Source organism: Parapedobacter composti, assembly GCF_900112315.1.
Taxonomy (GTDB): domain Bacteria; phylum Bacteroidota; class Bacteroidia; order Sphingobacteriales; family Sphingobacteriaceae; genus Parapedobacter; species Parapedobacter composti.
The window spans coordinates 32,422-58,260 of the sequence record NZ_FOLL01000004.1 but is presented as its reverse complement, the minus strand read 5'-3'; the positions used below and the strand labels follow the sequence as shown (position 1 = coordinate 58,260).

Sequence of the window (25,839 nt, the reverse complement as noted above, 5' to 3'; positions counted from 1 at the left end):
TCCCAATATACCATAAACCCTTGAACCCGCATTGACCGATATTTGTATGCAGATAATAGCTAAATGGAATATAGCATGGATACCGTTAAGCAAACGTTCCCCGTACTTAATCTCTCCTGTGCGTCTTGCGCCAGCAGTACAGAAACCATCCTTAAGGCACAGCCCGGCGTGGTTTCCGCATCGGTCAACTATGCTAACGCTACCGCCCGGGTGGAATATGTACCTGGCATCACGGACGCCCGGCAACTGAAAGCCGCCGTGCAGTCCGTTGGGTATGACCTGATGGTGGAGGAAACCGAGGAAGCAGCCGACTCACTGGCGACCCTGCGGCAGGCACATTTCAGATCCCTGAAAAGGCGAACCGTAAGTGCCATTGTGCTGGCGGTTCCGCTGATCATCATCGGCATGACCCCCACGCTGATGGCCCAGGCCTGGGCTAACTACGTCATGTGGCTGATGGCCACCCCCATCATCTTCATCTTCGGCAGGCAGTTTTTTGCCGGTGCTTACAAGCAGGCCAAGCACCGCTCGGCCAATATGGATACCCTGGTGGCACTGAGCACGGGGGTAGCCTATCTATTCAGCGTCTTCAACACGCTGTTTCCCGATTTCTGGCACAGCCGGGGGCTGCATGCCCATACCTATTTTGAAACAGCAGGCGTAGTGATCGCCTTTATCCTTTTGGGAAAATTGCTGGAAGAGCGGGCAAAAGGCAACACGTCTTCTGCCATTAAAAAGTTGATGGGGTTGCAGCCCAAGACGGTGACCGTGGTTCACCAGGGCGGCCACCAAGTGGAAATACCCATCGCCAGGGTAAAAGTGGGCGATGTACTGTTGGTGAAGCCGGGCGAAAAAGTGGCCGTGGACGGTACTGTGATCGCCGGCGGCTCCTATGTAGACGAAAGCATGATCAGCGGCGAACCCGTTCCCGTGGCCAAACAAGCGGGTTCAGCCGTCTTTGCAGGCACCATCAATCAAAAAGGCAGCTTCCAGTTCAAAGCCGAAAAAGTCGGCGGAGAAACGTTGCTCGGGCAAATCATCAAACTGGTGCAGGATGCACAGGGCAGCAAAGCGCCCGTGCAAAAGCTGGTAGACAAAATTTCGGGCATCTTCGTGCCCATCGTCATCGGCATTGCCACGCTGAGCCTGGTGCTGTGGATCGTATTCGGCGGTCCGGAAGGGTTTACGCACGGCTTATTGGCACTGGTCACCGTGCTGGTCATCGCCTGCCCCTGTGCATTGGGGCTGGCTACCCCCACGGCCATCATGGTTGGCGTGGGGAAAGGTGCCGAACAGGGCATACTCATTAAAGACGCCGAAAGCCTCGAACGTGCCAAAAAGCTGAATGCTATCATCCTTGACAAGACGGGTACCATCACCGAAGGCAAGCCGGAAGTGGTGACACATCGGTGGTTTGTGCCCGAAACGGACGAACTGCGAAATATTCTATACAGCATCGAAAAAACATCTGAACATCCACTGGCCGACGCCGTCGTGAAAGCACTTCGCGACGAAGCCATATTCCTGCAGGGATTGGACGTGGAAAACCTCGCCGGACAAGGTATACGTGGCCAATATAAAGGGAAAACCTATCTCATCGGCAATGCGGTACTGCTGCAGGACCACGGAGTCGATCTGAGCGACGACGCCCGCCAATGGGTTGCGGCACAACTGGACCTTGCCCATACGGTCATCCATTTTGCGGACGAATCCGCCCTGCTGGCCACCATTGCCATTGCCGATAAAATCAAGCCCACCTCGGCGGGGGCCATAAACCGGCTGCAGTCTGCAGGTGTGGCGGTGTACATGCTTACCGGAGACAATGAACAAACCGCAGCGGCTGTGGCCAGGCAAACAGGCATTTCCCACTACCAGGCCAATGTATTGCCTGCCGAAAAGGCAGCATTCGTCAACGCGCTGCAAGCCCAGGGCAAGGTGGTGGGCATGGTGGGCGATGGCATCAACGACAGCAATGCCCTTGCCCAAGCCGATGTGAGCATTGCCATGGGCAGGGGGAGCGACATTGCCATGGATGTGGCTAAGATGACCATCATTTCGGGCGACCTTACCCACATATCTCAGGCCATCCATCTTTCCCGCAAGACGGTAGCTACCATCAAACAAAACCTCTTCTGGGCGTTTATCTATAATGTAATCGGTATACCGGTCGCCGCAGGATTGCTATATCCTATAAATGGCTTTCTATTGGATCCGATGGTTGCGGGGGCCGCCATGGCGCTCAGCAGCGTAAGTGTTGTGAGCAATAGCCTGCGGTTACGTTGGGGTTAATGATTAGGAAAAGAAAAAAAACAAAACCATATGAAATCATTCAAATTCAAAACAACGATTAATTGCGGAGGCTGCGTGGCAGCCGTTACGCCATCCCTCAACGAGGCGGTGGGCAAAGGAAATTGGCAGGTGGACATCAACGACCCCGATAAGGTGCTCACGGTAGCTGTTCAGGCCGCCACGGAAGAGGCGGTCATCAACGCCGTTGCCAAAGCGGGGTTCAAAGCGGAGCCGTTAACGACATAGCTGGAGAAAAACGGCGGTTTATCGCCGGCCCTCACATTCCGTCGAAAACCCTTACCTTTGCGGGCATGGACAACTACGCGGTCATTTTTGACATGGATGGGGTTATCGCCCACACCAACCCTTACCATACCGAAGCTTTCAAGCAATTTTTTGACAAGTACCGGGTTCCTTACACCGAGCAGGAATTTGAAGAACACATGTACGGAAAGCACAACAGCTATATCATGAGCCATTTCTTCAAGCGCCCTGTCCGCGGCGATGAGCTTAAGCGGCTGGAGGACGAAAAAGAAGGCCTGTTCAGGGAAATTTATAAAGCCCAGATTAAGCCCATTGATGGCTTTCTGGAATTCCTGGCGTCATTAAAGGCCGCGGGCTTCCGTACGGGGGTGGCTACCTCCGCGCCCCGTGCCAATCTGGATTTGATTATGGACGGCCTCGGCTTCCGCACACAGATGGCGTCTGTCCTTTCCAGCGAAGACGTCCAGGCCCATAAGCCCGATCCTGAAATCTACCTGAAGTCGGCGCAGAACCTCGGTGTTGACCCCACACATTGTGTAGTCTTTGAAGACTCCCATTCAGGCGTCACTGCCGCCATCCGTGCGGGTACCAAGGTAGTGGGCGTGCTCACCTCCCACACGCGCGAACAACTTCCGCCCTGCCATGATTATGTTTACGACTACCGCGGGGTAGACGCAACACGGGTTAAGCAGCTATTCGCGTCCGGCAATGGCTGACTTCACGCACCTGCTCCAGAGTCCCGCAGAGTGGGTTCTCTTTTTCTGCTGTGCCACGCTCATCGGCATGTCCAAAACCGGTATCCAAAACATCGGCACCTTCACCGTACCGTTGTTTGCCCTGCTCTTCGGCGCCAAGCACTCCACAGGCATCGTTCTTCCCCTTCTTTGCATGGCAGATGTCATGGCCATTGTCTATTACCGTAAAGCCTTTCACCGCCAACTTGTATTGAAGCCGCTGCCTTGGGCGCTGGCTGGCCTCCTTGTGGCTCTTGCCGCCGGGCATGCCGTACCTGAAGCGGGTTTCAAATTCCTGATGGGAGGCAGCATTTTGCTGGGCCTGGTTATCCTGTTTTGGATGGAACGTGCGGGCAAAATAGAGGCAATAGCGGCTGCCCCTTGGTTTTCACCCCTGTTTGGTTTCATCGTGGGATTTTCCACGATGATTGGCAATGCTGCAGGCCCGGCTTTGGCGGTTTACCTCCTATCTATGCGATTACCCAAATATGCCTTTGTTGCCACTGGAGCGTGGTTCATTATGATACTGAACTACGCCAAAATCCCCCTGCAGATTTTCGTGTGGGACAACCTGTCGTGGACCGGCTTCCTGCTGGATTTAACCGCCTTGCCCTTCATCATCATCGGCGGTCTTATGGGTATACGCATTGTGCATGTTTTGCCCGAAAAGCAATTCAAACTGTTGATGGTTACGCTCATCCTGGCCTCCACCCTTTTTTTATTTGTGTAAGTAAACCAAGTCGGCTATATTTGGGAAACCCCTTAACAAGACCACTATGGATCGCAGGCAATTCATTTCGGCAAGTGCCGTTTCCGGCGCATGGTTGGCCAGCCCCTCCGCCCTTACCGATGTTCGCGCCCCGCAGAAGCGTTACCAGCAAGGCGCCAGTCCCTGGCCCATCTGCCTGGATACCGCCACCATCCGGCCCGCTTCGCTACCGGAGAAAGTCCGTATCGCCGCAGAAGCGGGATATGATGCCATTGAACCTTGGGACGGCGAGTTAGAGAAGTTCGAAGCGGAGGGCGGCAATCTAAAAGAGCTGGGCAGGGAAATTCGAGATCGGGGACTGTTTGTGCCGAGCGTGATCGGCCTGTGGAACGCCCTTCCACCCACCCCCGAATTGTTCGAAGCTTCGTTGGCTGACACACGCCGACGGCTGAGGATGGCTGCCGACATCGGCTCACAGCATATCCAGACGATCCCTAACACCGTAGGTGAAGGTTACGATCAGCGGTGGGTAGCTGCACGCTACCGTGATATTATTGAGCTGGCCAAGAACGACTACAACCTGGAAGCTGCGCTCGTGTTTGTCAAATACTTTCCGTTAAAGACGCTCGGCCAGGCTATGGCCGTAGCACTGGATGCCAACCATCCGGGCGCTATGGTTATACCAGATACCTATCACATGTACATTTCCGAAGGCGGGTTCGAAGGGCTGAAGCTCCTCAACGGCAAAAGCATTGCCATTTTCCAGTTTGCCGATGCCCCGGCGGCACCTGCCGTCGCCCAGTTGGACGATAGCCACCGGGTATACCCCGGAGACGGTATCCTGCCTCTGGTGCAGATACTCAGCGATCTGAAAGCCATCGGTTTCGAAAAATGTGTTTCGTTGGAACTGTACAATCCGGACTATTGGAAGCAAGATCTGCTGGAAGTGGCGAAAACCGGCCTGCGGAAGACCCTGTCGGTCATTCAGGAAGCCGGCGTATAAGCTGTCGCATCTTTGCGCCTGCCAGACCGGAAAAGCCACAGACCAACCCTGCCACCAACGCGGCTATCGCGGCTACCACCACAATGCCCGGCACACCGGACATCCCACCCGTGAAAATCCCCGCTACGCGCCCAGCCAGGTCTGCCTCTGCCTTCAGGTGCAGATAAAGTGAATACCCCACCCATAGCGTAACGCCCGCCCATGCCGATATCCGGAACGCGCGGGATGCGCTGCGTGCAAGAAAAAAGCATAGACCAAAACATACCGGGGCCATGATCCACCAGGGCCCAACTGCGGCCAGTAGTCCGCCTATCAACAAAATCAGCAGGTACAATAACATAACGGTTTACGGTTTTGATGCTGGTTTCAATACAATCTGGTGTATCAATCTTCCTGAGCGCTCTCCGGCATGTTTCATAAACAGCAGCGTATCCAGCTCGCCCTCGGCCCAGCGGTCAATCATATTATCATAGTACCGGCTTCCCGGGTTACCTGATTGTCCGCCCGGGTACACACCATAAGCCACGGGCCATTCCCTGTCCAGTTGCACCACCATCCGCCATGATGGACCATGCGTGCCCGTTGTGGCGTTTACGATGCCCGCACCACCGCCGTTGATCACCTCCTTACGGCCGAACGAAGTGAAGTTTGGTACGAGGTGCATGATGCGCGTCGCTTTCACTTTGCCCCACGCCCAGTTTGCAGCCGTCATATCCCCATACCGTTCACGCAATCCGGTCACCGTCGTCCTGAAGCTTTCGCGGATAATATCATCCATGGTTTCCACCCGATCCGTGGTAGTTACGTTATCGAACCATTTGGCTCCGGGATCCCGTTCAATCAGCTCCAATGTACGGTCAAGGCTGGGCAGCAGCAAGTGTTCCGCTTCCGGGAATTCATCCGCCCAGATAGCCCTGCGTAAATCGGCCAGCCATTGCTCAAAGATGGTGGCCCCTACGGCATCCGCGTCATTCCGGTAATCCCATCTTTCTATAGCATCAAATTCAGCCGACCGCCGGATGGAATCATCTCCCGCCAATACAGGCAGCAGGTACGGTAAAATCCGTTGTGCGTCCACGTTGTAGTTGTCGTTCTGCAACAGCCGCATGCTGTCCGCCGTTGCGGCTGTCATGGCTGCCAGGCGCTCATTGATGCGCAGCGCCCTGCTGGGATGGGCAAACTGCCAGCCCAGGTAGTATGGGTATGTGGTATCTGCCGGGAACTGGTTGGCCGAGCTCACGAAGCCCCTCGCCGGATTTTTCACCGCAGGGTTATGTCGCTGCGGTATCCAACCCGGCCAGTCGTGGGCGGGCAGTGTACCATCCAGCAAGAATTTCCCCTGCCCTTTCCATTTCAGGGGCAGTTTTCCGTTGGCCGTGATAGCGATATCCCCTTGGTTGCTGGAAAACACGAAATTCTGCGCGGGCGCTGTAAAATAGGTCAGTGCCTCCTGATAGTCCTCATAACTTTTAGCCCGGTTCAGGTAGTAAAGGGCCAGTACATCCGCGCCGTCAGTCTCGTTCGCTATCCACCGCATGGCATATCCCACAGGGATGCCACGCGTACGGCCGGCATCCCGCTCATCGTGGTATACCACTGGCCCGTGGTGCGTATAGTACAACGTGTCGGACACTTCCGAGCCGTCTTTCAGTTTAAAACGCTCCACATACGACACGGTCTGTTTCCATTGGCCATCATGCCAATATTTCTCAAAGCCCCCGTCGCCGAACCGGATCCGGTAAAAATCCATCACGTCTGATCCCACATTGGTTACACCCCAGGCCACATCCTTATTAAACCCGATGATGATGGCCGGTGTTCCCGGCAACGCCACGCCGTATACATTCATCTCCGGCGTGCACAGTTGCATCTGATACCAGATAGAAGGCAGTGTCAGTTGCAAATGCGGGTCGTTCGCCAAGATGGGCAGGCCCGTAGCCGATTTGTTTCCGGCCACCGCCCAGTTGTTGCTGCCTATTTCCGGCCGCGGCTCCGGTATGCGGAGCGCCAGTGGATTGCTATCCGGCAGATCCGCTACAGTATCCGGCGCCGGAGGGATGTGTCCGGGCGTAAACGGCCATTTCGTACCCGCCGGAACGATGGGCGACTCCATTGCCGGATAATCCGGAAAAAGGTTGGCCACTACCTCCGGGCCATGTTTCGCAAGTACATTGCTCAGGCGCGGGTCGTTACTCCCTCCGTTCAGCGTGTAGCGCATGTTCATCAGCATCAGAATGGATTTATAAGGCGACCAAGGCTCCGGCCGGTAATTCAGCAGCTTATACTCCACCGGCAGATCTTGGTAAGTCAACTGGTTGATGTAGGCATTCACCCCATTAGCATATGCCTGCAGCATCCGGTTGGCTACCGTATCCGTTTCCAGGCGTTCCGCAATCGCTGTGGCCGTCCGCGCCATACCGATACGGCGGTTGAAACGGTCGTAGTCCAGTGCCGCGTCCCCCACTACTTCCGAAAGCCTTCCCGCAGCTACGAGCGTATAAAACTCCATCTGCCATAAACGATCACGCGCAATCACATAACCTTGGGCAAAATACAGGTCTTCCTCATTCTCCGCAAAAATATGGGGTACGGCATTATCGTCATAATGCACCACCACCCCGCCCCGGATGCCAGTCAGCCGGATCTCCGTATCTTCCGTAGTGGCATCCCGTGCCGCTTGCAATACCCCGACAAACGGACTGAAAACCTTGCCGAGCGGTGGCACCGTGCCCCAAGCCCGGTTAAATACATAAATAAGAGCCATAGCCACCGCCAATGGCCAGCAATATCTGATGAGTTTCATATCATAACCGTCACCCAAACTTAAGTAAACTCAATTATACCCGCAAGTTTTCAACGGCAATACCCAGTTTTGCATGGATTTTGTTTACAGGTTAACTATGGAGGCACTTGAACACGCCGGCTTTAAACGGCTTTTAATCTTATGTTTGCTGTTGGGTTACGGCTGCCGGCCTACGGGCACTTCCGGGGACGCCGGCACCGCGGCAACCCGACCGGCCAATGACGACACCGTCTCGGCCAGCACGGGTATATCCCCTTTGGCAGACACTGTCTGCTATCAACATATACACGGTCGGGACACCATCACGCTGCGGTTGCACGTCCAAGCCGACTCCGTATCCGGCACGCTGCGATTTAACAACTATCAGATAGACGACAGTCACGGCACCGTAGCCGGCCGTTTCCGAAGCGACACGCTGGTCGTCTTATATGACTTCCACGCAGAAGGCATGCATAGCACCCAAGAAGAGATTTTCTTCAGAGAAGGCAGGCGGCTGGTACGCAGCACCGGACAGGTGTTCAATCCGGCAGCCTGTAACTAACGTGTTTTCTTAACCTATGTCAATGGAGATTCAGTCTCCGGCATATAGTTTTGCCTGCATAACAACACCTATGTTATGCAATTGCATAGACATTACTCCATCGTTATCGGCGCCCTGTTCCTGCTTCCCTTTTTTGCGCACGGGTTTGGCAGCTACTTCATAGCGGCAGTTGCAGGGGGGCTGTATACCCCCGGTGCGCCGGCAGATCGCATGCTATACACCGGCGGTATCCTGCTTGTGCTCGACTGTATCGCCATTGCTGCCCTTGGCATACTCCTCCATCCCCTGCTCAGAACGTTAAGCAAGTGTATCGCCCTGAGCTATCTTTGTGCCCGATCGTTTGAGGCGGTAGTTCTTGCAATCAGTCCGTTATCGGTACTATCGCAGTCCATGATTGGCCGTTCGTTAACCGCGCCTTCCCCGGCCAGCCATTTTCAAGCGCTGGTCACCACAACCGAAGCTTTCTACTATTACGGTTATCCACTGGCCATGGCTGCCCTTGCCATCAGCAGTTTAGGCCTCTGCTACCTGCTCTGGCGTTTTCACCTTGTTCCGGTAGTAATACCGGCCGTGGGCATCAGTATGTATCTGTTGTTGTTGGCAGGTTTGCTGTTTGAGTGGTTCGGCCAGGACATAGGCAGTTACCTGGTTATTCCCAGCAGCCTATTTGAGGTAGCCTTGGGCACCTGGCTTATCATTAAAGGGTTTGCACCGGCCTCCGGCGCCCGGGCGATAGCTACTCCGGTTAGCGGGCAGACGCCACGGTGATACTGCCCGTTCGGGCCGGCGCTTGCCAAAAGCACGATTGCATTACTTGAAGTTTTGTTGCAGCCCAGTGCCGCAATTCATCGTCCCGTACTCCCTCTGGTCCCGTTGCCCACTCAAACAACGCCACCATATCGTCCCGGTGGCGTGCCATGCTATGCATAAACTCCCGTTCAAAGGCCTCTCCTTCCAACCCGCCTAAGGCTGTTAGCATGCGTTGTTCGCTGGCCATCAAACCGTCAGGCAGATCCCAGCCGCCCGAATCAGCCAATATGGCCAGTTCTGCACACATTGCGCCGCGATCGGAGGCCAGCAAACGCCCGTACTCCATCATACCGTTGTCTGCGGCTTTTGCATAAGCCAGCCCACCTGCCTCAATTTCAAACCGGCTTGCGCTGACCGCCCATGCTACAAATTCGCCATCACTCAGACGGCCTGTCTCGCGTCCGCCATCATTCCGTGCCACCGATAGCAGCACACATGGAGCCCACAACCAAATTAAACTTATACGTATCGCCATCGTTCAGGTTCTCACATTATGAATCACTTCCACATAAGCCAACAAGCATGCAAACCAGATGTTTTATTTTATGAAAAACCGATTTGTTCACAATGCCACGATAAGACATAAAGCGTTTTTGATTTCAATATGCAGTTATCATAGGATTTGCAAAACCGTAGTTGTATCTTCGAGCACTTTTTCACATGCTTACCGTAAAAAACAAAATTGACAGCCACCAGCTTATCAAAGTAGCGGAGTTCCGCAAGGATATCCGCAACACCGCCCCTCACAAGCACCACAGCTATTTTGAGTTTGTCTGGCTCGCCAAAGGCGCGGGCTGGCATACCATTGACGGGAAGCGTTATGCGGTAGATCCGCCCGTACTGTTCATCATCCGGAAAGAGCAAATCCACCATTGGGAGCTGGAGGGCGAGCCCGAAGGCTACGTACTCATTATCAAAAAACAGTATGTTGATGATAGTCTGGATAAATCCTTGCAGGATATCCTCCGGAAAGCGAGTATACACACGTGCTTGCATATCCCTGAACCGGGGGCGGTAGCTTCGCTCTTCGCGCTCCTGCTCAGGGAATGGGAACAGACGCTTCCACATCGCAACGAGGTAATGGAAGGGCTGCTCAAGGCGCTGCTTGCGAAGGTGCTGCAATATGCACGCGCAGACGAACATCAGCGCGGAGTACCTACCGATATGTTTCAGCGCTTCGAGGCATTGCTGGCACAAACCCATGTATTGAAGAATAGCGTGGCCCATTACGCCGCGTTGCTCAACACCACGCCACAGAACCTGAACGCCGTGTGCCGCAGGGCAGCGGGCCAATCTGCGGCAGCCGTGCTGGCCGGTCACCTTACGAGCGAAGCGAAACGTCTATTGCTGTACACCGATATGACCGTGAGCCAAATTGCCGCCCAACTTGACTTCGGGGATAGCTCTCATTTTATCAAGTATTTTAAACGGCATACCGGAACCACCCCGGTTGCGTTCCGCCGACTGGCTTAGCCCTTAGGACTGCCGAGCAATTATACCGTGTTATTTTCAAATTGACCATATTTGCAGATGATGCTGCGCTACCTTTGCCCACGGAAAATGATATGACCAAATGACGAGAAAAGCCCTCCTAACTGTTATCCTTGCCGTAGTGATGACCCTGCATGCCATGTCCCAAACGGGAACCATCACGGGTACCGCCTTTGACGAGGCGGCTGGAGTCCCACTGGGATTCGTGAGTGTTTCGTTGTACTCCATGAAAGACTCGTCGTTGGTAAACGGACAGCTTTCCGATGCGGACGGCCTGTTCCGTTTCGAGGGTCTGAAGCGCGGAACGTACATGGTGCGCTTGCAGTTTCTGGGCTACGAACCGGCAGCATCTTCGTCTATCGTCATCGGCGACGGCCAGCAGCATGTCGCCCTCGGCCGGATTGGCCTTCTGGCCAACCAACAGTTGCTCAATGAGGTGCAGGTGACCGGGCAGCAGCTGCAGCAGGTAAACAAAATTGATAAACAGGTCTATAAGGCGGAACAGTTCCAGGCAGCAAAAGGCGGAACGGCTATCGACGTGATCCGCAACATGCCTTCCGTTTCGGTAGACGGACAGGGCCAGATCACCTTGCGCGGGGCACAGGGATTTCTTGTACTCATCAATGGAAAGCCGGTACAGGCGGATGCAGCTACCATGCTGAGCCAGATACCGGCCAACCAGGTGGAGGACATTGAGCTCATCACGTCGCCTTCGGCGAAGTACGACCCCGATGGCCGCGGCGGCATTATCAATATCATCACTAAAGCCGGAGCGGATGATGGGTTCGCACTTGTTGCCAACGTACAGGGCGGCTTGCCTTCTATTGAAGACTACGGCAATATGGAACGCCAACAGCGCCACGGCGCTGACATGACGATAAACTACCGCCGGGGAGCTTGGGACCTTACAGCGAGTGCAAATTACCTTCGAAACGATAATGCGGGACTAAGGGACGGTGATGTATATACCATTACCGGAAACAGGCGCACCGCTTTCCCGTCGCTTGGCGAGCGTAGCTTCGACAAGTATAATTACGGCGGGCGATTCAATGTGGGGTTCAAACCGGATGAACGTAACCAGTTTTCAATAGGTTTTTTCGCCGGTCATAAATTTCAGGATCGCATTGCCGATATCCATTATGATAACACGACAACGGACATCAATACGGGCGCTGTTATTGGCCGGAGCCGGTATTTCAATGCCAACTTGCAGAATAAACAGGGAGATTTTGTGCTGGGCAACCTGGACTATACGCATGCGTTCGCCGACGGGGCGTCTTTGAGCTTCACTGTACTGTATGAGCGGGCCGATTTGTACGGTTCTACCTTGAACCGCAATATTGAGGGCGTTGATACCATACAAAACACGGTAAGTACCTATACCAATCCGTTGAATGGATTCCGTGGGAAAGTAGACTTTAGCACACCCCTCGGACAGGGAAAATGGGAAAGCGGGTACCAATACCGACGGGATGACCAGGACGGGAATTTTGTGTACCGCGTGCGTGAAATGAACAACGCGGACTTTGCGGTGGTTCCTGAATTTACCGGCAAGGTGAAAGCGGTGAACCAGATTCACTCGGTTTATACCCAGTATTCGGGCAACAGCGCGCGGCTGGAATACATGGGCGGACTGCGTTATGAATATGCTGACAGGGATTTAAACGTACAATCCGTGGATGTGAGCGAACATAAGCTGACACTGCACAACCTTTTTCCTTCAGCAAATGCCCTATACACATTCAATGACCGCTGGAAAGCCAGGGCGGGAATAAGCCGGCGCGTACAACGTACAAACAATTTTGAGCTGAACCCCATTCCCGAAAGAGAACACTCCGAAACGTTGGAACAGGGCGACGCAAATCTCCTGCCGGAGTTTATCTACCTGGCTGAACTGGGTGCTATACGGAATTTCAAACAGGGCTCGTGGTTTACGACAGTGTATTTTCAGGATATCAAAAATCCGATACAGCGGGTCAATAACGTATTTGCGGATACCATACTGAACCGGGTATATACCAATGCCGAACGGGCTACGCGGCTGGGTATCGAACTCGGTGCAAATTATAGCCCGGTGAAGTGGGCTCAGCTTTATTTAGGCACTAATGTATACAAGAGCCGGACAAGCGGTGTGATTCTTGACTATGCCGATAGGTTGGAAAATGCCGCTTGGGTATATACCATCAACGCGAACGCGAATGTACAATTGACACGGCGTTTCAGCATACAGGGTAATGTAAATTTCCTGTCAGACCGGCCCACCGTACAAGGGGAAGACTCCAGGTTTCTCTCACCGAACCTTTCACTGAAACACACGTTTATGGACGGCGCGCTCACCGCACTGGTGCAGTGGCAGAACATCGGTATGGGTTTATTGTCGAGCAACGAGCAACGGATAACCACCTGGGCTCCGGACTTTTACACAACCACAAATTATATTTATGAGGTTGATGTAGTTATGGTTAATCTTTCCTTTAACCTAAACAGACTGACGCGCGACTTTAAACTGCCGCGCAGCGAATTCGGAGAAAAAGAGTTCTGACGCCAGCTGAGGGCTAATGCGGTAGTTTGCTGCGGATAATTCCATATACGTAAGTGCCTAAAATCGCAAATGCAATAACGATGAGCATTGCATACAATCCTGATCCGAGCAATACAAAAATAGGCCCCGGACATGCACCTACCAGCGCCCACCCCATCCCGAATGCTATGCCGCCAATGAGGTAACGGGACAGGGACTTTTGCTTCGGAGGCAAGGTAATAGCCCTGCCATCGATATCCCTGACCTGCCTCCGTTTGATGATTTGAAGGCCAACTATCCCGATAACCAATGCCGTGCCGATAAACCCATACATGTGAAACGATTGAAAACTGAACATCTCATAGATGCGGAACCAAGAGGCAGCCTCGGCTTTATACATCACGATGCCGAATACGATGCCTAACAGGATAAAAAGTGTGTATCTCATGACTTGAAGATAAGGGGGAACAATAAGTGAACCATTAACAGTCCGCCAATGAAAAATCCAGCAACGGCTACCAGCGAAGGCCACTGCAGATCGCTTAACCCAGAAATCGCGTGGCCGGAAGTACATCCCCCGGCATAACGGGTGCCAAACCCGATGAGCAGTCCACCAACAGCCATAATGGCAATATTCCTGACCGTCCATACATCAAATAGCTCGATGGGATAATAAGCGTCGCCCGCGCTGGCGAATCCCATCCGGTGCAATTGGCTGACGGTTGTTGCCGAGATATCGGGGACATGGTGGTCTGACAGGTAATTTGCCGACAAGAATCCACCGATAACTGCACCGACGAGGAACCATAGGTTCCATCGCTGGGCTTTCCAGTCGTAGTCAAAGAAACTGCAGTGCCTGCCTGCTCCCAAGGCAGCACATAACGTCCGGAAATTAGACGAAAATCCGAAATACCGGCCCAGCAGTACAAGGATAAGCATAATGGCGGCCACCAGGCTGCCGCCCACGTACCAGGGCCAGGGTGCTGATAATGATTCCATAGCTGTGTTTAATTGCTATACAAATATAAGGTTTCTGGATATGCACCGCATCGCTTTACGTAGCGCGGCAATTAACGAGTATATAAGTAACGGTGTGTTAGTCCCTGCACATTGGCTAACTTGCCCAACACCCGTTGCACTGACTGCTGCCGGATTTCCAATTCCAACAGGCAGCGATTGTCAAAATCCTGCTTGACCACGGTTAGTCCTTCTTCCTTTACAATACGCATGACATCGTTCAGCCGCTCGTAATCGATGGTCAGCCGGTATACATCGCCTACCGTGGCCGTGACGATAGTGGCTGCCTCCAAAGCCTCCTGTGCGGCGGTCTTATATGCATTGATAAGCCCCGGAACCCCCAATAGCGTACCGCCGAAGTAGCGGACGACCACCACGAGGATGTTGGTTACATCGTATGACAGCAGTACATTCAGGATAGGGCGCCCTGCCGTGCCGGCCGGTTCGCCGTCATCATTGATACGGAAGACAGAACGGTCCGGCGTAAGCCTGTATGCCCAGCAATGATGCCGGGCTTTGGGGTGCAGGGATTTCAACGAAGCAACCTGCTCCTTGACGCCCCCTTCGTCCTTCAACGGATAGGCATAGGCAATGAACTTGCTGCCCTTGTCTTTAAACAGGCCTTCTGCGGGCGTATCGATGGTCTTGTATGTATCGTCAAACAGATTCACGGGACCAAAGTTATCCGAAATTTATGGATTGGCGATATTTTATCGCTTTTCCGGTGTTGACCAAGCTCCACAAAATGGGGAATGATTTGGAAACAATAAATTTGACCGGAGTTCAAGACGATGTTTAACCGCTTAGCTGCTAATGAATTATTTTTTTTCCCAAAAATCATTCACTGCGGCATTATTTTGTTTCGGTTTCTGGGGCGAAATCACCGGTTTTGTGGTTTTCTTCTTGCTTAAGCAGCAACCTTAGTTACGAAAATACCGGTTTGGCATCATCGAATGCCGGCCGGGCGTTTTACTTATGTATATCCGTCATATCCGTCACGCATACCGTCACATGTTTACAAGCCATCCAGGCTGGCCATACCGCCTCCACTTGACTTTCTTTTTCCTATTAGCTAACATACTATCCCTGCATGCCCAGCAGCTTTCGCGCTATCAGGGCCGATACGTTCTCCGCGATTCGCTGGTAGGTGTAGCCGATTTCGAATACCGGTTACAGCAGGGCGACACGATTAAAGATGGGCGGTTTATCTTCCGCCATTTTGTGGAACATTACCGGGAAACAGACTCGATCCATGGGCTTGTGCTCGACGGCAATTTCCGGAACGCCCTGAAACACGGCCCTTGGAAATACGCATTCCGCCGATATGCCGTTGCGGGGGAAGCTCAAACTACCGGCGGCCAAATCGTCTATGACGCTTCCGGCACGGAATGGCTGATCAACGCCAACTTCCATAACGGCCGGGCGCATGGAGATTACGAACTGGTTATCCGGCGTATTGCCGAATCCCGTCCGGTGGATACCTCGTTTTATTCGAAAGTACACTACCACGACGGACATATTACCGGCCGTTTGATCGGTTTCACCCGCAACATGCGCGTGGAGGGGCAGTTTGATGAAGAGGGATTTCCCAACGGAGACTGGCTATTCACCCATCGCACCGGCAGTGGCCGTTCAATCCAGGAATTACGGCACTATGATCACGGCTTTTTCAGCAAACACTATTATAAATTGGATGATCACCTGCTGGAAATCCGGCATATTGGATTTGATACGCTGGCGAGGAGCGGCCGGGGGCTGCTCACCCGTTTCCCGGCAACCAGGGCTTACTTCCGCGCGCTGGGCTATACCAACGTGGTGATGGACACCACGGCCATCAGCGGTGTGATTGATATTGACAGCTCGCAACAATACATTTCCAGGGCAAACGAATTCCTGGAACGCGTGTTCATACGGCCGGCGGGCTACCGCGATAGCAACGTGTGGCATGGCGCGGGTGGCAGCGACCCTGTGCCACCGATCCGGGTGAAAGTGAGCAAGTTTTCCTTTTCGGAAGCGGAAACATATTTGAATCAAAGCAATGAACGGCTGCTTACCGAAGTGCAGAGCCTTATCGACGACTTTTTTGATAATCCCAATACCGAGATGGGGCGTTTCACTAATGAGGACCTGAGCCGTTATTATGAGGTGCTGAGCATCTACCGCGACCGGCTGAACCAAATTGCGCCGGTCATCCGCTTTCTGGCTGATGAAGCGTCTGAATACGTGGATCATGATGCTATCCTTGCTCACAATGCAGTGGACATCCATTATCCGGATACCGTGCGGTATGCGTTTCAGAACGAAAAACTATCGAGCCGTCATCGATTCCCTCCGGCGCCGACCGCATTCAATGCTGGCACGCTCAACGAGCACCTCACGTCGGTATTCGACGATGTGTCAGCGATCATCAGCCGGATGGAGGGCACACTTGACGATTACCAGGCGCAAAGCGACCTTAAGGAAAAGGAACGTAAACTCGTTAGCCTGCGGGATTCGGTCATCCAGCGGTTTAACAATGCAACGCAACGCGGGGATTATAATCAGCTTCATAGGGAAATGCGTGATTCCGTACAACGGTTTATCGACACATCGTTCAAGGAATACGCCGCACTTGACATCTACCAGCGCCTACTCGCAGTAGATTCCTTACAACACTGCTACTCGGAATATCTCGGTTTGTACCATGCACTGGTCGACTATAACAGCAGGTTAGAACAGTTGGATCAGCAATATACACGTTCCATTTGGAACCCCTACACCTTCACCTATATGGACGAGCTGGTAAAAGAACGGCTCTACCGGGCCTTCGAGGAAACGGTCTTGCCGTACGTGTGGGCAAACGCACGGCGGCAGCTGTCCTGCGATGGGTTATCCGCCAGGCTCAACCCACTGGAACAGCTGCTGAACAGGATGGCCGAGCTGCGGCAGGAAGATACCAAGACGCTGGAAAACCACCTGCGAAAATCCCGGAACGATGTGCATAAATGTCTTGAACTGCTGGGCCTCCGTCCGGAAGGCATGCCCGCTACCGAACTGCAAACAAAGAATTGAGATGGAGACCAACAAGCTGAATGCTATAGCGTTATGCTTACTGATTTTTATACTTGCCCTGAACGCGACCGGTTACGCCCAAGACAGCCGGCCCAATCAGGCCATTACCCAGCCAACCAGCACTGCCTTGTGGAACGGCTTCTACGGGCGGTTCCGGCTAAGCGAACGGCTGTTCTGGGATGCGCAGTTCCACTACCGGCGCGTAGGTGATGGAGACACCGACTATGTGGGGAGGATGGGCCAGATATACAACCGCCACGCCCTGAATTACCTGGTAAACGACCGGCTGAGCATTTCATTGGGACCGGTCTTGCGCCTCAACTTTACACCTCAACCGGGAAATCCGGAGTTTGAAGATGTTGTGCTGGAGCCCCGCATCTGGCACGAATACCTCTTTGCCATGCCTTTTGGCGGCAACATGGCCTACCACCGGGTACGTATCGAGCACCGGTGGAGCCGTTCCAACGCCGTAGGGGCCGATTGGATATTCCGAAACCGTTGGCGGTATAAATTTTACATGAATATACCCATTAACAACCGTCGGCTAATTCCGGGAACATTTTTCGTTACGCCTGATGTGGAAATTATCATGCAAAGCGGTAAACCGGTGGTTGATAGCCCAATGGAAGACCTACGCATCAATCCATCCATCGGTTACATCCAAAACCCGCGCCTGAAATATACGGTAGGCATGATGTATACCACCGGCCAGACATTGGATGCTGGCTACGTGTACACGTCCCGGTGGATATTGCGGACGAATGTTTACATATCGTTGGATTTTCGGAAAAAGGAAGCGCGGTTTCCCGGCGCACGCTTGGAAGACTGACACCCCCGCATTAGCGACGTGAACATGCTTACTAAAGTAATTTTGCGATGAATGGAAAACAGACAAAACCGACTACTGCGTTAATCATACTCGCCGCCATTATCGGGGGCCTGATACTGGCATTGGTGCTCGTTTATCAAAACAGGCAACGGTTGGCCGCAGATAATGAACGGCTCCGCGCCGTGGCGGCGCAATCCCCGCCCCGCGAGGGCCCGTGTGACAGCATTGCCGGCCTTTCCAACGCCGATGGGCTACTCTTTGCCGGCCATTACCAGCAAGCGCTCGAGATTTACCGGCAGTTGCTCCAAACCGCGCAGCCGGCCGCCACGAATATGTTGGAAAGCCGTATCGATTACGCAACGCACCGGATCGCTCAGCGTCAACACAACCTGGAACTGGATACCGGCTTTCGAACGGTAAGCCAGCCTGTTATTGATTCACTGAACCTGCTGCGCCGGCAGCATGACAGCTTGCACCGTGCATCCGCAAAATTGACCGACAGCCTAAACCGCCGGATAACCGAGCTCGGCCGGCAGATACGCGACCGCAACCGGGCTTTGGAGCGGAAAGCTCAAATGCAGGTGCTGGTTGTCAATAACCCCGACGGGGCCACCATCCACTATCTGGGCGAAACCAAAAACAACAAGGCGCACGGATTCGGCACCGGCATATGGGAACATTCCGGCGGCGTTTATAAAGGAGAATGGGCAGACAATCAACGGCACGGCCAGGGAACATACACCTGGTCGGACGGTGAACGGTATGAAGGTGAGTTCAACAGGGATAAGCGGGAAGGAACCGGCATATATACCTGGCCGAGCGGCGAACGGTATGAGGGCACCTGGAAAAACAATAAACGCAATGGCCGAGGGATACTTTACGATCCGGATGGCAATATCAGCTACGATGGTTTATGGGAAGATGACAAGCCGCTAAAGAAATAGCCGAAGTCCAAAAATGCTTCGCTGGTCATTCACGAATAGGCGATAATCAATACGGATACAACGGCCAAGATTACCCCTATTTTATTGATCCGTGATAATTTTTCCTGGAAAAAAACCAAGCCGACAAGGGCACCGAGGGTAATGACTCCCACGTTCATGCCCGTGAATACGGTGGACGGATTTTCGGGCAACGCCCGGTGGGCCTTCATGTAAAACAGAAAATTGCCGAGATTAAATGCTCCCAGCACCAACCCCCAGTATACAGCATGCATGGAAAACCGTCCCTTGCCTTGTAAAATAACAACCAGGTAGCCAAAGGCGACCAGCATCGCCAGGCAGAAGATGATAAACAACGAAACGGTATACGGCGTGCCCGTATGCTGAGCAATGATCTTTAACAGAATATCGACCAAACCATAACCGAAAAAAACGGATAGCGGATAAAGCCACACCCGGTGGTTGAGACCGTATTGGTTACTCCCCCGGTGCCAGCCGATGCTGCATAAAATGCCCGCGAACCCTACCGCGACACCGATGAGCTTGCCGGTATGGGGGGCTTCACGGAACAGCCAAAACGCAGCCAGCAACGAAATAAACAGCGAAAGCCGCTGCGCAACTTCCGTACGGACAATGCCGGTGTGGCGGATGGATGCGCTGAGCAGCACGAAAATACCCGGAAGCAGTACGGCCAGCAACAGGTAAATGCCCACCGGGGCCTCCGTGATAACAACGTCACTGAAATCGGGCCGCAGCACGGCCCAGCTCCCCAAAACGGTAACCGGATAATTCCAGGCGATAATCTGCCGGGTATCCACATGGTACCGCCTGGCCAGCTTGAGAATGACAGAGACGGTAACACTACAGACCACGCTGAGTAATACGTATACCATATACCTGAGGTTTGTGCCGGCGAAGTTAAGGATAATGCGGTCTATTTTTGCTTTAATTGCTAAGTTTGGCTAAGTTTGCGTCCCTTAAAAATGCGAACAACTCCATGAGCATCACAAAGACATACAACCCACGGGAAGCTGAAGACAAGTGGTATACCTATTGGCAAAAACAGGGCTTTTTCCGCTCTGTACCTGATGAACGCGAACCGTATACCATTGTGATGCCCCCTCCCAACGTAACCGGGGTGCTGCACATGGGGCACATGCTCAACAATACTATCCAGGATGTGCTCATCCGCCGCGCCCGCATGCAGGGTAAAAACGCCTGTTGGGTACCCGGCACGGACCATGCCTCCATTGCCACGGAAGCTAAAGTGGTAGCGATGCTTAAGGATAAGGGTATCAGTAAAAAGGACCTGACACGTGAACAATTTCTTAACTACGCGTGGGAATGGAAGGAAAAATACGGCGGCATCATATTGAAGCAATTGGAGAAACTGGGGGCTTCGTGTGACTGGGAACGGACGCGCTTCACGATGGAACCGGATCTTTCGGATGCGGTGATTGACACGTTTATCCGGCTGTACCGGAAAGGATACATCTACCGGGGTGTACGGATGGTCAACTGGGATCCGCAGGGAAGGACGGCGGTATCGGATGAGGAAGTGATCCGCCGCGAGGTGAACCAGACACTCTACTACGTGCGCTACAAGGTGAAAGATACCGAAGAAGACACGTACCTGACCATTGCAACCACCCGGCCGGAAACCATCATGGCCGATACGGCGGTGTGCATCAATCCCAACGACCCCAGGTATGCTCACCTGAAAGGAAAATCGGCAATCGTGCCGCTCATCAACCGCGAAATTCCGATCATCGAAGATGCGTATGTCGACATGGAGTTCGGCACGGGATGCCTCAAAGTAACCCCCGCGCACGACCTGAATGACTATGAACTGGGCCTGAAGCATAACCTTGAGGTGATAGATATCCTTAACGAGGACGGAACGCTGAACGAAAAAGCACAAATACTGGTGGGCGAAGACCGGTTCAAAGCCCGTAAGGCCGTGGCCAAGCTGCTCGATGAAGCCGGACAACTCGAAAAGACAGAGCCCTACAAATCCCAGGTCGGATTTTCAGAACGTACGGACGCGGCCATCGAACCGCGCCTATCCATGCAGTGGTTCTGCCGCATGAGTGAGCTCGCCAAGCCGGCGGTGGACTATATACTTAACGGCGAGGTAAGACTCATCCCCGATAAATTTATAAGCACCTACCGCCATTGGATGGAAAACATCAAAGACTGGACCATCAGCCGCCAGCTATGGTGGGGCCAGCGCATTCCGGCATGGTACAATGCCCGCAACGAATGGGTGGTAGCCAAAACGGAGGATGAAGCCCGGGCGCTGTTTGAAGCGGAGGGCAAATCGGCCGAGGGCATCCGCCAGGAGGACGATGTGCTGGACACCTGGTTCTCCTCAGGCTTATGGCCCATGTCGGTATTCGACGGCGTCCGCCATCCAGACAATGCGGACATCCGCTACTATTACCCGACCAACGATTTGGTAACCGCTCCCGAAATTCTCTTTTTCTGGGTGGCCCGCATGATCATCTTCGGGCATGAGTACCGGGCAACACCGCCATTCAAAAACGTTTACCTCACCGGTATCGTGCGCGACAAGCAGGGCCGCAAAATGTCAAAGCAACTCGGCAATTCGCCCGACCCCATCGAATTGATGGAACAGTACGGCACCGACGGTGTGCGCGTGGGCATGCTGCTCTCCTCTCCTGCCGGCAATGACCTGATGTTTGACGTGGCCTATTGTGAACAGGGCCGCAACTTTGCCAATAAGATCTGGAATGCATTCCGCCTGGTAAAGGGATGGCAAGTGGCTGACCTGCCTATATCCGATGCGCAGCGCGAAGCGGCATATTGGTTCAGCAACCGCTTTAACCAGGCCCTGGCTGAGATAGATGGGCATTTCGCAAGCTACCGTATATCTGACGCACTCATGACCACCTATAAGCTGGTTTGGGACGATTTCTGCTCGTGGTACCTGGAGCTGGTGAAACCAGCTTACCAACAGCCCATCGCCCAAGAAGCGTTTGACGCCACCAAAGGTTTCTTTGAGTCGGTATTGAAGCTGATTCATCCCTTCATGCCGTTTATCAGTGAAGAGCTCTGGCACGATGAACTGTTCGGTCAGCGGGATGAGCGCGACTGCTGTATCGTGGCGGAATACCCTGCCGCAGGGCCGGCCGACGAGCGTACGCTCCGCGAATTCTGCGTATTCCAGCAGGTGGTGTCTGAAATCCGGAATGTGCGCAACGCCAAGCAACTATCACCGAAGGTGCAGCTGCCCCTGGCCATTAACGCCTCGTCGGATATCGATTACAGCCGTTACACAGACAGCATCCAGAAAATGGCCAACGTATCGGCCATCAGTTTCGTCCGTGAAAAACAGACCGGGGCAACCAGTTTCCTCGTGGGCAAGGACGAGTTCTACGTAAGCATTGCGGAGAACATTGATGTAGAAGCCGAGAAAGAACGCATCACCAAAGAAATCGAGTATTTGCAGGGATTCCTGAAATCCGTGAATGCCAAGCTGGCCAATGAGCGCTTCGTGCAGCATGCCAAGCCAGAGATCGTGACCAATGAACGGAACAAGAAAGCCGATGCTGAGGCAAAGATAGTGCTGTTGCAAAAAAATCTGGCCAGCCTTTAAGGGGCTGGCCAGTATTATATATTATCCGATAGCAGCTATTATACCGCCGGTTCGTCTTCGTATTCCTTCACTTCCTTGTGCACGTACTCCTCAACCATGAGGTCGCTAATGGGCCGTCCCTTTTTATCCAGCCCTAACCGATGAAGGATGTTGTCCATGATCTGGTACATTACCGGAACCACGATGAGTGTGAGGAACAGCGAACTGATCAACCCACCGATAATAACCCAGGCCAATCCGTTCTTCCATTCGGCGCTCGGCCCGGTGGCGATGGCAATCGGGAGCATCCCGAATACCATTGCGATGGTGGTCATCAGGATGGGCCGCAGACGCGCCTGGTTGGCCAGAATCAGCGCTTCCCGCGTTGACTTGCCTTCCGCCTTCAAATGGTTGGTAAAGTCGACCAGGATGATGGCGTTTTTAGCTACCAAACCAATCAGCATGATCAATCCAAGAATGGTAAAGATATTCAGCGTATTGTTGGTGAGCGCCAATGCCAGCAATGCCCCGATGATAGACAGCGGAATGGAGAACATCACCACAAACGGATAAACGAAACTGTCGTATAACGCCACCATAATGAAATAGACAAGCAGGATGGAGCTGATCAGCGCAATGCCCAGCGTACCGAATCCTTCCGATTGCTGCTCCATATCGCCACTCCAGACGAAGCTTACCCCGCTCGGCGTGCGGATTTCAGGCAGCTGGCTTTCCAGGTCTGCGGCAATGGCACTTACGGGGCGGCCAACAACCTGCGACTGTACTTTTACCGACGTGCTCTTATCGCGCCGTTCCAATTGGCTTGGTCCTGAACCCTCGCGTACCGCAGCAAACTGCGACAGCCGCACCAACTGCCCCCTATCATTGGCAAACTGCAGGTTCCTTACGTCATCTACATTCTTACGGTCGTAATCGTCAAAACGGATATTAATATCGTATTCGTATTCGCCCGAACGGAATTTGCCATCGGTATTGCCGTTAAACGCGGTCTGCATGGTTGCACCCACGGTCTGCAGATTCAACCCGAGTGCCGCCATTTTATCGCGATCGACTTCCACCGTGATTTCCGGCGTGCCGCCTTCAACGGAAAGTTTCGCCTCAGAAGTTCCCGGTATCTTGCGCAGCCGGTCAAGGATGCCCTCGGCATAGGTCAGCACACTGTCCAAATCCGATCCCATAACCACCATTTCCAATGGCGCTTGTTCAGCAAAACCAACGATACTGATGGGAACGGTTTTTATCTTGGCACCTACCAATATTCTTTCCATCTCCCGTTTCAGTTTGGCAGCATAAATGTTGCTGGGGTCTTCCCGCTCTTCCCTGCCGACCAGCTTCACGGTGATTTCAGACTTGTAAGTGGTAGCCTGAGTGCCCGCAAAACCGTCGCTGGACTGCCCCACCGTTGCAATAAGCGAAACAACCTCCGGTTTGGAAGCGAGGAACTCTTCCGCCTTGCGCGTCATCTGGTTGGTCTGTTCGATGGAAGCATCCTTGGGCATTTCGATCTGTACCAGGAACTCACCGCGGTCGCCCTGCGCAAAGAACTCCCCGCCGATGAAGCCACCGGCCAGCAGCCCGAAAGAAGCAAACAGCAGCAGCGTAACCACAACCAGTGTAATAGCCTTATGGTTGAGCGACCACTTCAATACGCTGGTCACCCAACGGGTAAACCGGTGCAGCTGATTTTCAAACCAAAGGATAAAACGGCCGAAAATCGTACGATCGGAAACCCGCTCCAGTTTTCCGAAGCGTGATGTGAGCAACGGCACAATGGTAAACGACACCACAAGACTGAGCAACGTAGCGATAACGACCACCACGCAGAATTCGCGCAGGATATCTGACACCATACCGGTACTGATGGCAATGGGGAGGAACACCACCACAATAACCATCGTAATGGAAATAACGGTAAAGCCGATTTCTTTGGCTGCGTCAAATGACGCTCTTACCTTGTTTTTGCCCATTTCCATATGGCGGTAGATGTTCTCGATAACAACGATGGCGTCATCCACGAGGATACCCACCACCAGCGAAAGCCCCAATAACGACATCAGGTTGAGCGTAAAGCCGAAAAGATTGATGCCAATGAACGTAGCGATGAGTGAGACCGGAATGGCCACCATTACAATCACCGCGTTACGCAAGCTGTGCAGGAAGAACAGCATCACCACCGCTACCAGCAACACCGCCAAAAACAGGTCAAAGATAACGGCATTGGCCGACTCCAGTGTATAAGTTGAGCTGTCGTTTGCGACCTCAATTTTCAGGCCTTCCTTTTCGTAGGTCTTCATCAGGTTAGCGATAATCGCCTGCGTACCGCGGCTTACTTCCACGGCGTTGGCATCGGATTGCTTCAGTACCTGCAGAAGCAACGCACTCCTTTGGTCTACGCGGGCAATTTTTTCAACGTCCTTCTGCGCATCCTGTACATCGGCGATATCACGAATACGTATCTGCCCGCCCGTAGCCGTATTGGCCACGACCAGGTTCCGCAGTTCGTCAACCGATTTATACTTGCCCGCCAGGCGCACCAATATATCCTGGTTCTGTGTCTTTACGCTGCCCGTAGGGAAGTCCAGGTTAGACGTCAGGATCGCCTGTTGCACCTGCAGGATAGACAAGCCGTAGCCTTCCAGCTTAGACGCATCGATGCTCACCTGGATTTCGCGCTCCTGTCCGCCGATGAGATTAACCTGAGCCACACCCGGTACCCGGGACAATACCGGCTGGATGCGCTTGTCTATCAAATCATAGAACGCTGCATCATCCATATTGGCCGTGGTAGCCAACGACAGGATAGGCAGGTCATCCATGGAGAATTTTGCCAAAGACGGCGCCTCCGCATCATCCGGCAGTTCGGACAAAATCGCATTAACTTTCCGCTGCGCATCGTTCAATGCATAGTCTACGTCCGTACCGCTATTAAGCTCGATGACGACCATCGACAAACTCTCGAACGATGTAGCGTCCAGCTTCTTGATATTCTCCATTGAAGCGACCGCGTCTTCTATCTTTTTGGTGACTGTGTTCTCCACCTCACTCGGCGAAGCACCGGGATAAATGGTGGTAATAGACACCACGCTGGGCGTAAATTTGGGAAGCAACTCGTAATTCAACGAGAAGTAGCTCATGATACCCAGCAGTGTCAGCGCGGTAAAGACCACGATAACAATGGACGGGCGTTTAATTGATATTTCTGCTATCTTCATGTTAG

At 53.2% G+C, this 25,839-nt stretch carries 21 protein-coding genes; 13 read left to right on the top strand and 8 right to left on the bottom strand.

Annotation, left to right across the window (positions count from 1 at the left end; genetic code table 11):
- The first annotated feature begins 63 nt into the window (after window positions 1-63).
- The 5 genes from BM030_RS06350 to BM030_RS06330 all read left to right on the top strand — a co-directional run bounded on the left by BM030_RS06350 (window position 64) and on the right by BM030_RS06330 (window position 4,999).
- Complete coding sequence (locus tag BM030_RS06350; RefSeq protein WP_090972374.1) at window positions 64-2,289, top strand: heavy metal translocating P-type ATPase; 2,226 nt, start codon at window positions 64-66, stop codon at window positions 2,287-2,289.
- A 30-nt stretch (window positions 2,290-2,319) separates the two neighbouring features.
- On the top strand, window positions 2,320-2,535 hold the full coding sequence (locus BM030_RS06345) for a heavy-metal-associated domain-containing protein (protein WP_090972372.1): 216 nt from the start codon (window positions 2,320-2,322) through the stop codon (window positions 2,533-2,535).
- A 65-nt stretch (window positions 2,536-2,600) separates the two neighbouring features.
- On the top strand, window positions 2,601-3,269 hold the full coding sequence (locus BM030_RS06340; protein WP_090972369.1) for an HAD family hydrolase: 669 nt from the start codon (window positions 2,601-2,603) through the stop codon (window positions 3,267-3,269).
- Complete coding sequence (locus BM030_RS06335) at window positions 3,262-4,017, top strand: sulfite exporter TauE/SafE family protein (protein WP_090972366.1); 756 nt, start codon at window positions 3,262-3,264, stop codon at window positions 4,015-4,017. The genes BM030_RS06340 and BM030_RS06335 overlap by 8 nt, the downstream gene beginning before the upstream one ends.
- Before the next feature lie 46 nt (window positions 4,018-4,063).
- Window positions 4,064-4,999: a sugar phosphate isomerase/epimerase family protein gene (locus tag BM030_RS06330; protein WP_090972364.1), complete on the top strand. Its 936-nt coding sequence runs from the start codon at window positions 4,064-4,066 to the stop codon at window positions 4,997-4,999.
- On the opposite strand, the gene BM030_RS06325 is transcribed toward BM030_RS06330, so the two are convergent.
- Window positions 4,977-5,339, bottom strand: a complete 363-nt coding sequence (locus BM030_RS06325; RefSeq protein ID WP_090972362.1) for a hypothetical protein — start codon at window positions 5,337-5,339, stop codon at window positions 4,977-4,979. The genes BM030_RS06330 and BM030_RS06325 overlap by 23 nt on opposite strands.
- A gap of 6 nt (window positions 5,340-5,345) precedes the next feature.
- Window positions 5,346-7,802, bottom strand: coding sequence for a penicillin acylase family protein (locus BM030_RS06320; protein WP_090972360.1), 2,457 nt, complete (start codon window positions 7,800-7,802; stop codon window positions 5,346-5,348).
- A gap of 97 nt (window positions 7,803-7,899) precedes the next feature.
- On the opposite strand from BM030_RS06320, the gene BM030_RS06315 reads away from it, so the two are divergent.
- Window positions 7,900-8,343: a hypothetical protein gene (locus BM030_RS06315; protein WP_090972358.1), complete on the top strand. Its 444-nt coding sequence runs from the start codon at window positions 7,900-7,902 to the stop codon at window positions 8,341-8,343.
- Between the two features lie 75 nt (window positions 8,344-8,418).
- Window positions 8,419-9,111: a DUF4386 domain-containing protein gene (locus BM030_RS06310; protein WP_090972356.1), complete on the top strand. Its 693-nt coding sequence runs from the start codon at window positions 8,419-8,421 to the stop codon at window positions 9,109-9,111.
- On the opposite strand, the gene BM030_RS06305 is transcribed toward BM030_RS06310, so the two are convergent.
- Window positions 9,089-9,628, bottom strand: a complete 540-nt coding sequence (locus tag BM030_RS06305) for a DUF4142 domain-containing protein (protein WP_090972354.1) — start codon at window positions 9,626-9,628, stop codon at window positions 9,089-9,091. The genes BM030_RS06310 and BM030_RS06305 overlap by 23 nt on opposite strands.
- Window positions 9,629-9,813: 185 nt before the next feature.
- Between BM030_RS06305 and BM030_RS06300 the strand changes: the two genes are divergently transcribed.
- Window positions 9,814-10,626: a helix-turn-helix domain-containing protein gene (locus BM030_RS06300; protein WP_090972351.1), complete on the top strand. Its 813-nt coding sequence runs from the start codon at window positions 9,814-9,816 to the stop codon at window positions 10,624-10,626.
- A gap of 100 nt (window positions 10,627-10,726) precedes the next feature.
- Window positions 10,727-13,186, top strand: coding sequence for a TonB-dependent receptor domain-containing protein (locus tag BM030_RS06295; protein ID WP_090972349.1), 2,460 nt, complete (start codon window positions 10,727-10,729; stop codon window positions 13,184-13,186).
- A gap of 13 nt (window positions 13,187-13,199) precedes the next feature.
- On the opposite strand, the gene BM030_RS06290 is transcribed toward BM030_RS06295, so the two are convergent.
- From BM030_RS06290 to BM030_RS06280, 3 genes are all read right to left on the bottom strand, one after another.
- Entirely contained in the window at window positions 13,200-13,613 is a 414-nt protein-coding gene (locus BM030_RS06290) for a DUF6691 family protein (protein WP_090972347.1), read from the bottom strand.
- A complete protein-coding gene (locus tag BM030_RS06285; protein ID WP_090972345.1) occupies window positions 13,610-14,164 on the bottom strand; it encodes a YeeE/YedE family protein in 555 nt (184 codons plus the stop codon). Before BM030_RS06285 ends, BM030_RS06290 begins: the two co-directional genes overlap by 4 nt.
- A gap of 71 nt (window positions 14,165-14,235) precedes the next feature.
- Entirely contained in the window at window positions 14,236-14,853 is a 618-nt protein-coding gene (locus BM030_RS06280) for an IMPACT family protein (protein ID WP_090972344.1), read from the bottom strand.
- A gap of 379 nt (window positions 14,854-15,232) precedes the next feature.
- On the opposite strand from BM030_RS06280, the gene BM030_RS06275 reads away from it, so the two are divergent.
- The 3 genes from BM030_RS06275 to BM030_RS06265 are packed head-to-tail and all read left to right on the top strand — an operon-like array spanning window position 15,233 to window position 19,006.
- The gene (locus tag BM030_RS06275) at window positions 15,233-17,233 is read left to right on the top strand and encodes a hypothetical protein (RefSeq protein ID WP_139215829.1); all 2,001 of its coding nucleotides are present in this window, start codon (window positions 15,233-15,235) and stop codon (window positions 17,231-17,233) included.
- A 1-nt stretch (window position 17,234) separates the two neighbouring features.
- On the top strand, window positions 17,235-18,062 hold the full coding sequence (locus BM030_RS06270) for a DUF2490 domain-containing protein (RefSeq protein ID WP_170845650.1): 828 nt from the start codon (window positions 17,235-17,237) through the stop codon (window positions 18,060-18,062).
- Between the two features lie 47 nt (window positions 18,063-18,109).
- The gene (locus BM030_RS06265) at window positions 18,110-19,006 is read left to right on the top strand and encodes an MORN repeat-containing protein (RefSeq protein ID WP_090972338.1); all 897 of its coding nucleotides are present in this window, start codon (window positions 18,110-18,112) and stop codon (window positions 19,004-19,006) included.
- Window positions 19,007-19,035: 29 nt separating this feature from the next.
- On the opposite strand, the gene BM030_RS06260 is transcribed toward BM030_RS06265, so the two are convergent.
- Complete coding sequence (locus BM030_RS06260) at window positions 19,036-19,896, bottom strand: EamA family transporter (protein WP_090972336.1); 861 nt, start codon at window positions 19,894-19,896, stop codon at window positions 19,036-19,038.
- A gap of 104 nt (window positions 19,897-20,000) precedes the next feature.
- Between BM030_RS06260 and BM030_RS06255 the strand changes: the two genes are divergently transcribed.
- A complete protein-coding gene (locus BM030_RS06255) occupies window positions 20,001-22,622 on the top strand; it encodes a valine--tRNA ligase (protein ID WP_090972334.1) in 2,622 nt (873 codons plus the stop codon).
- Window positions 22,623-22,660: 38 nt separating this feature from the next.
- Here the strand turns inward: BM030_RS06255 and BM030_RS06250 are convergent, their stop codons facing one another.
- Window positions 22,661-25,834 (bottom strand): efflux RND transporter permease subunit, encoded by a 3,174-nt coding sequence (locus BM030_RS06250; protein WP_090972331.1) that lies wholly within the window; start codon window positions 25,832-25,834, stop codon window positions 22,661-22,663.
- Window positions 25,835-25,839: the final 5 nt, after the last annotated feature.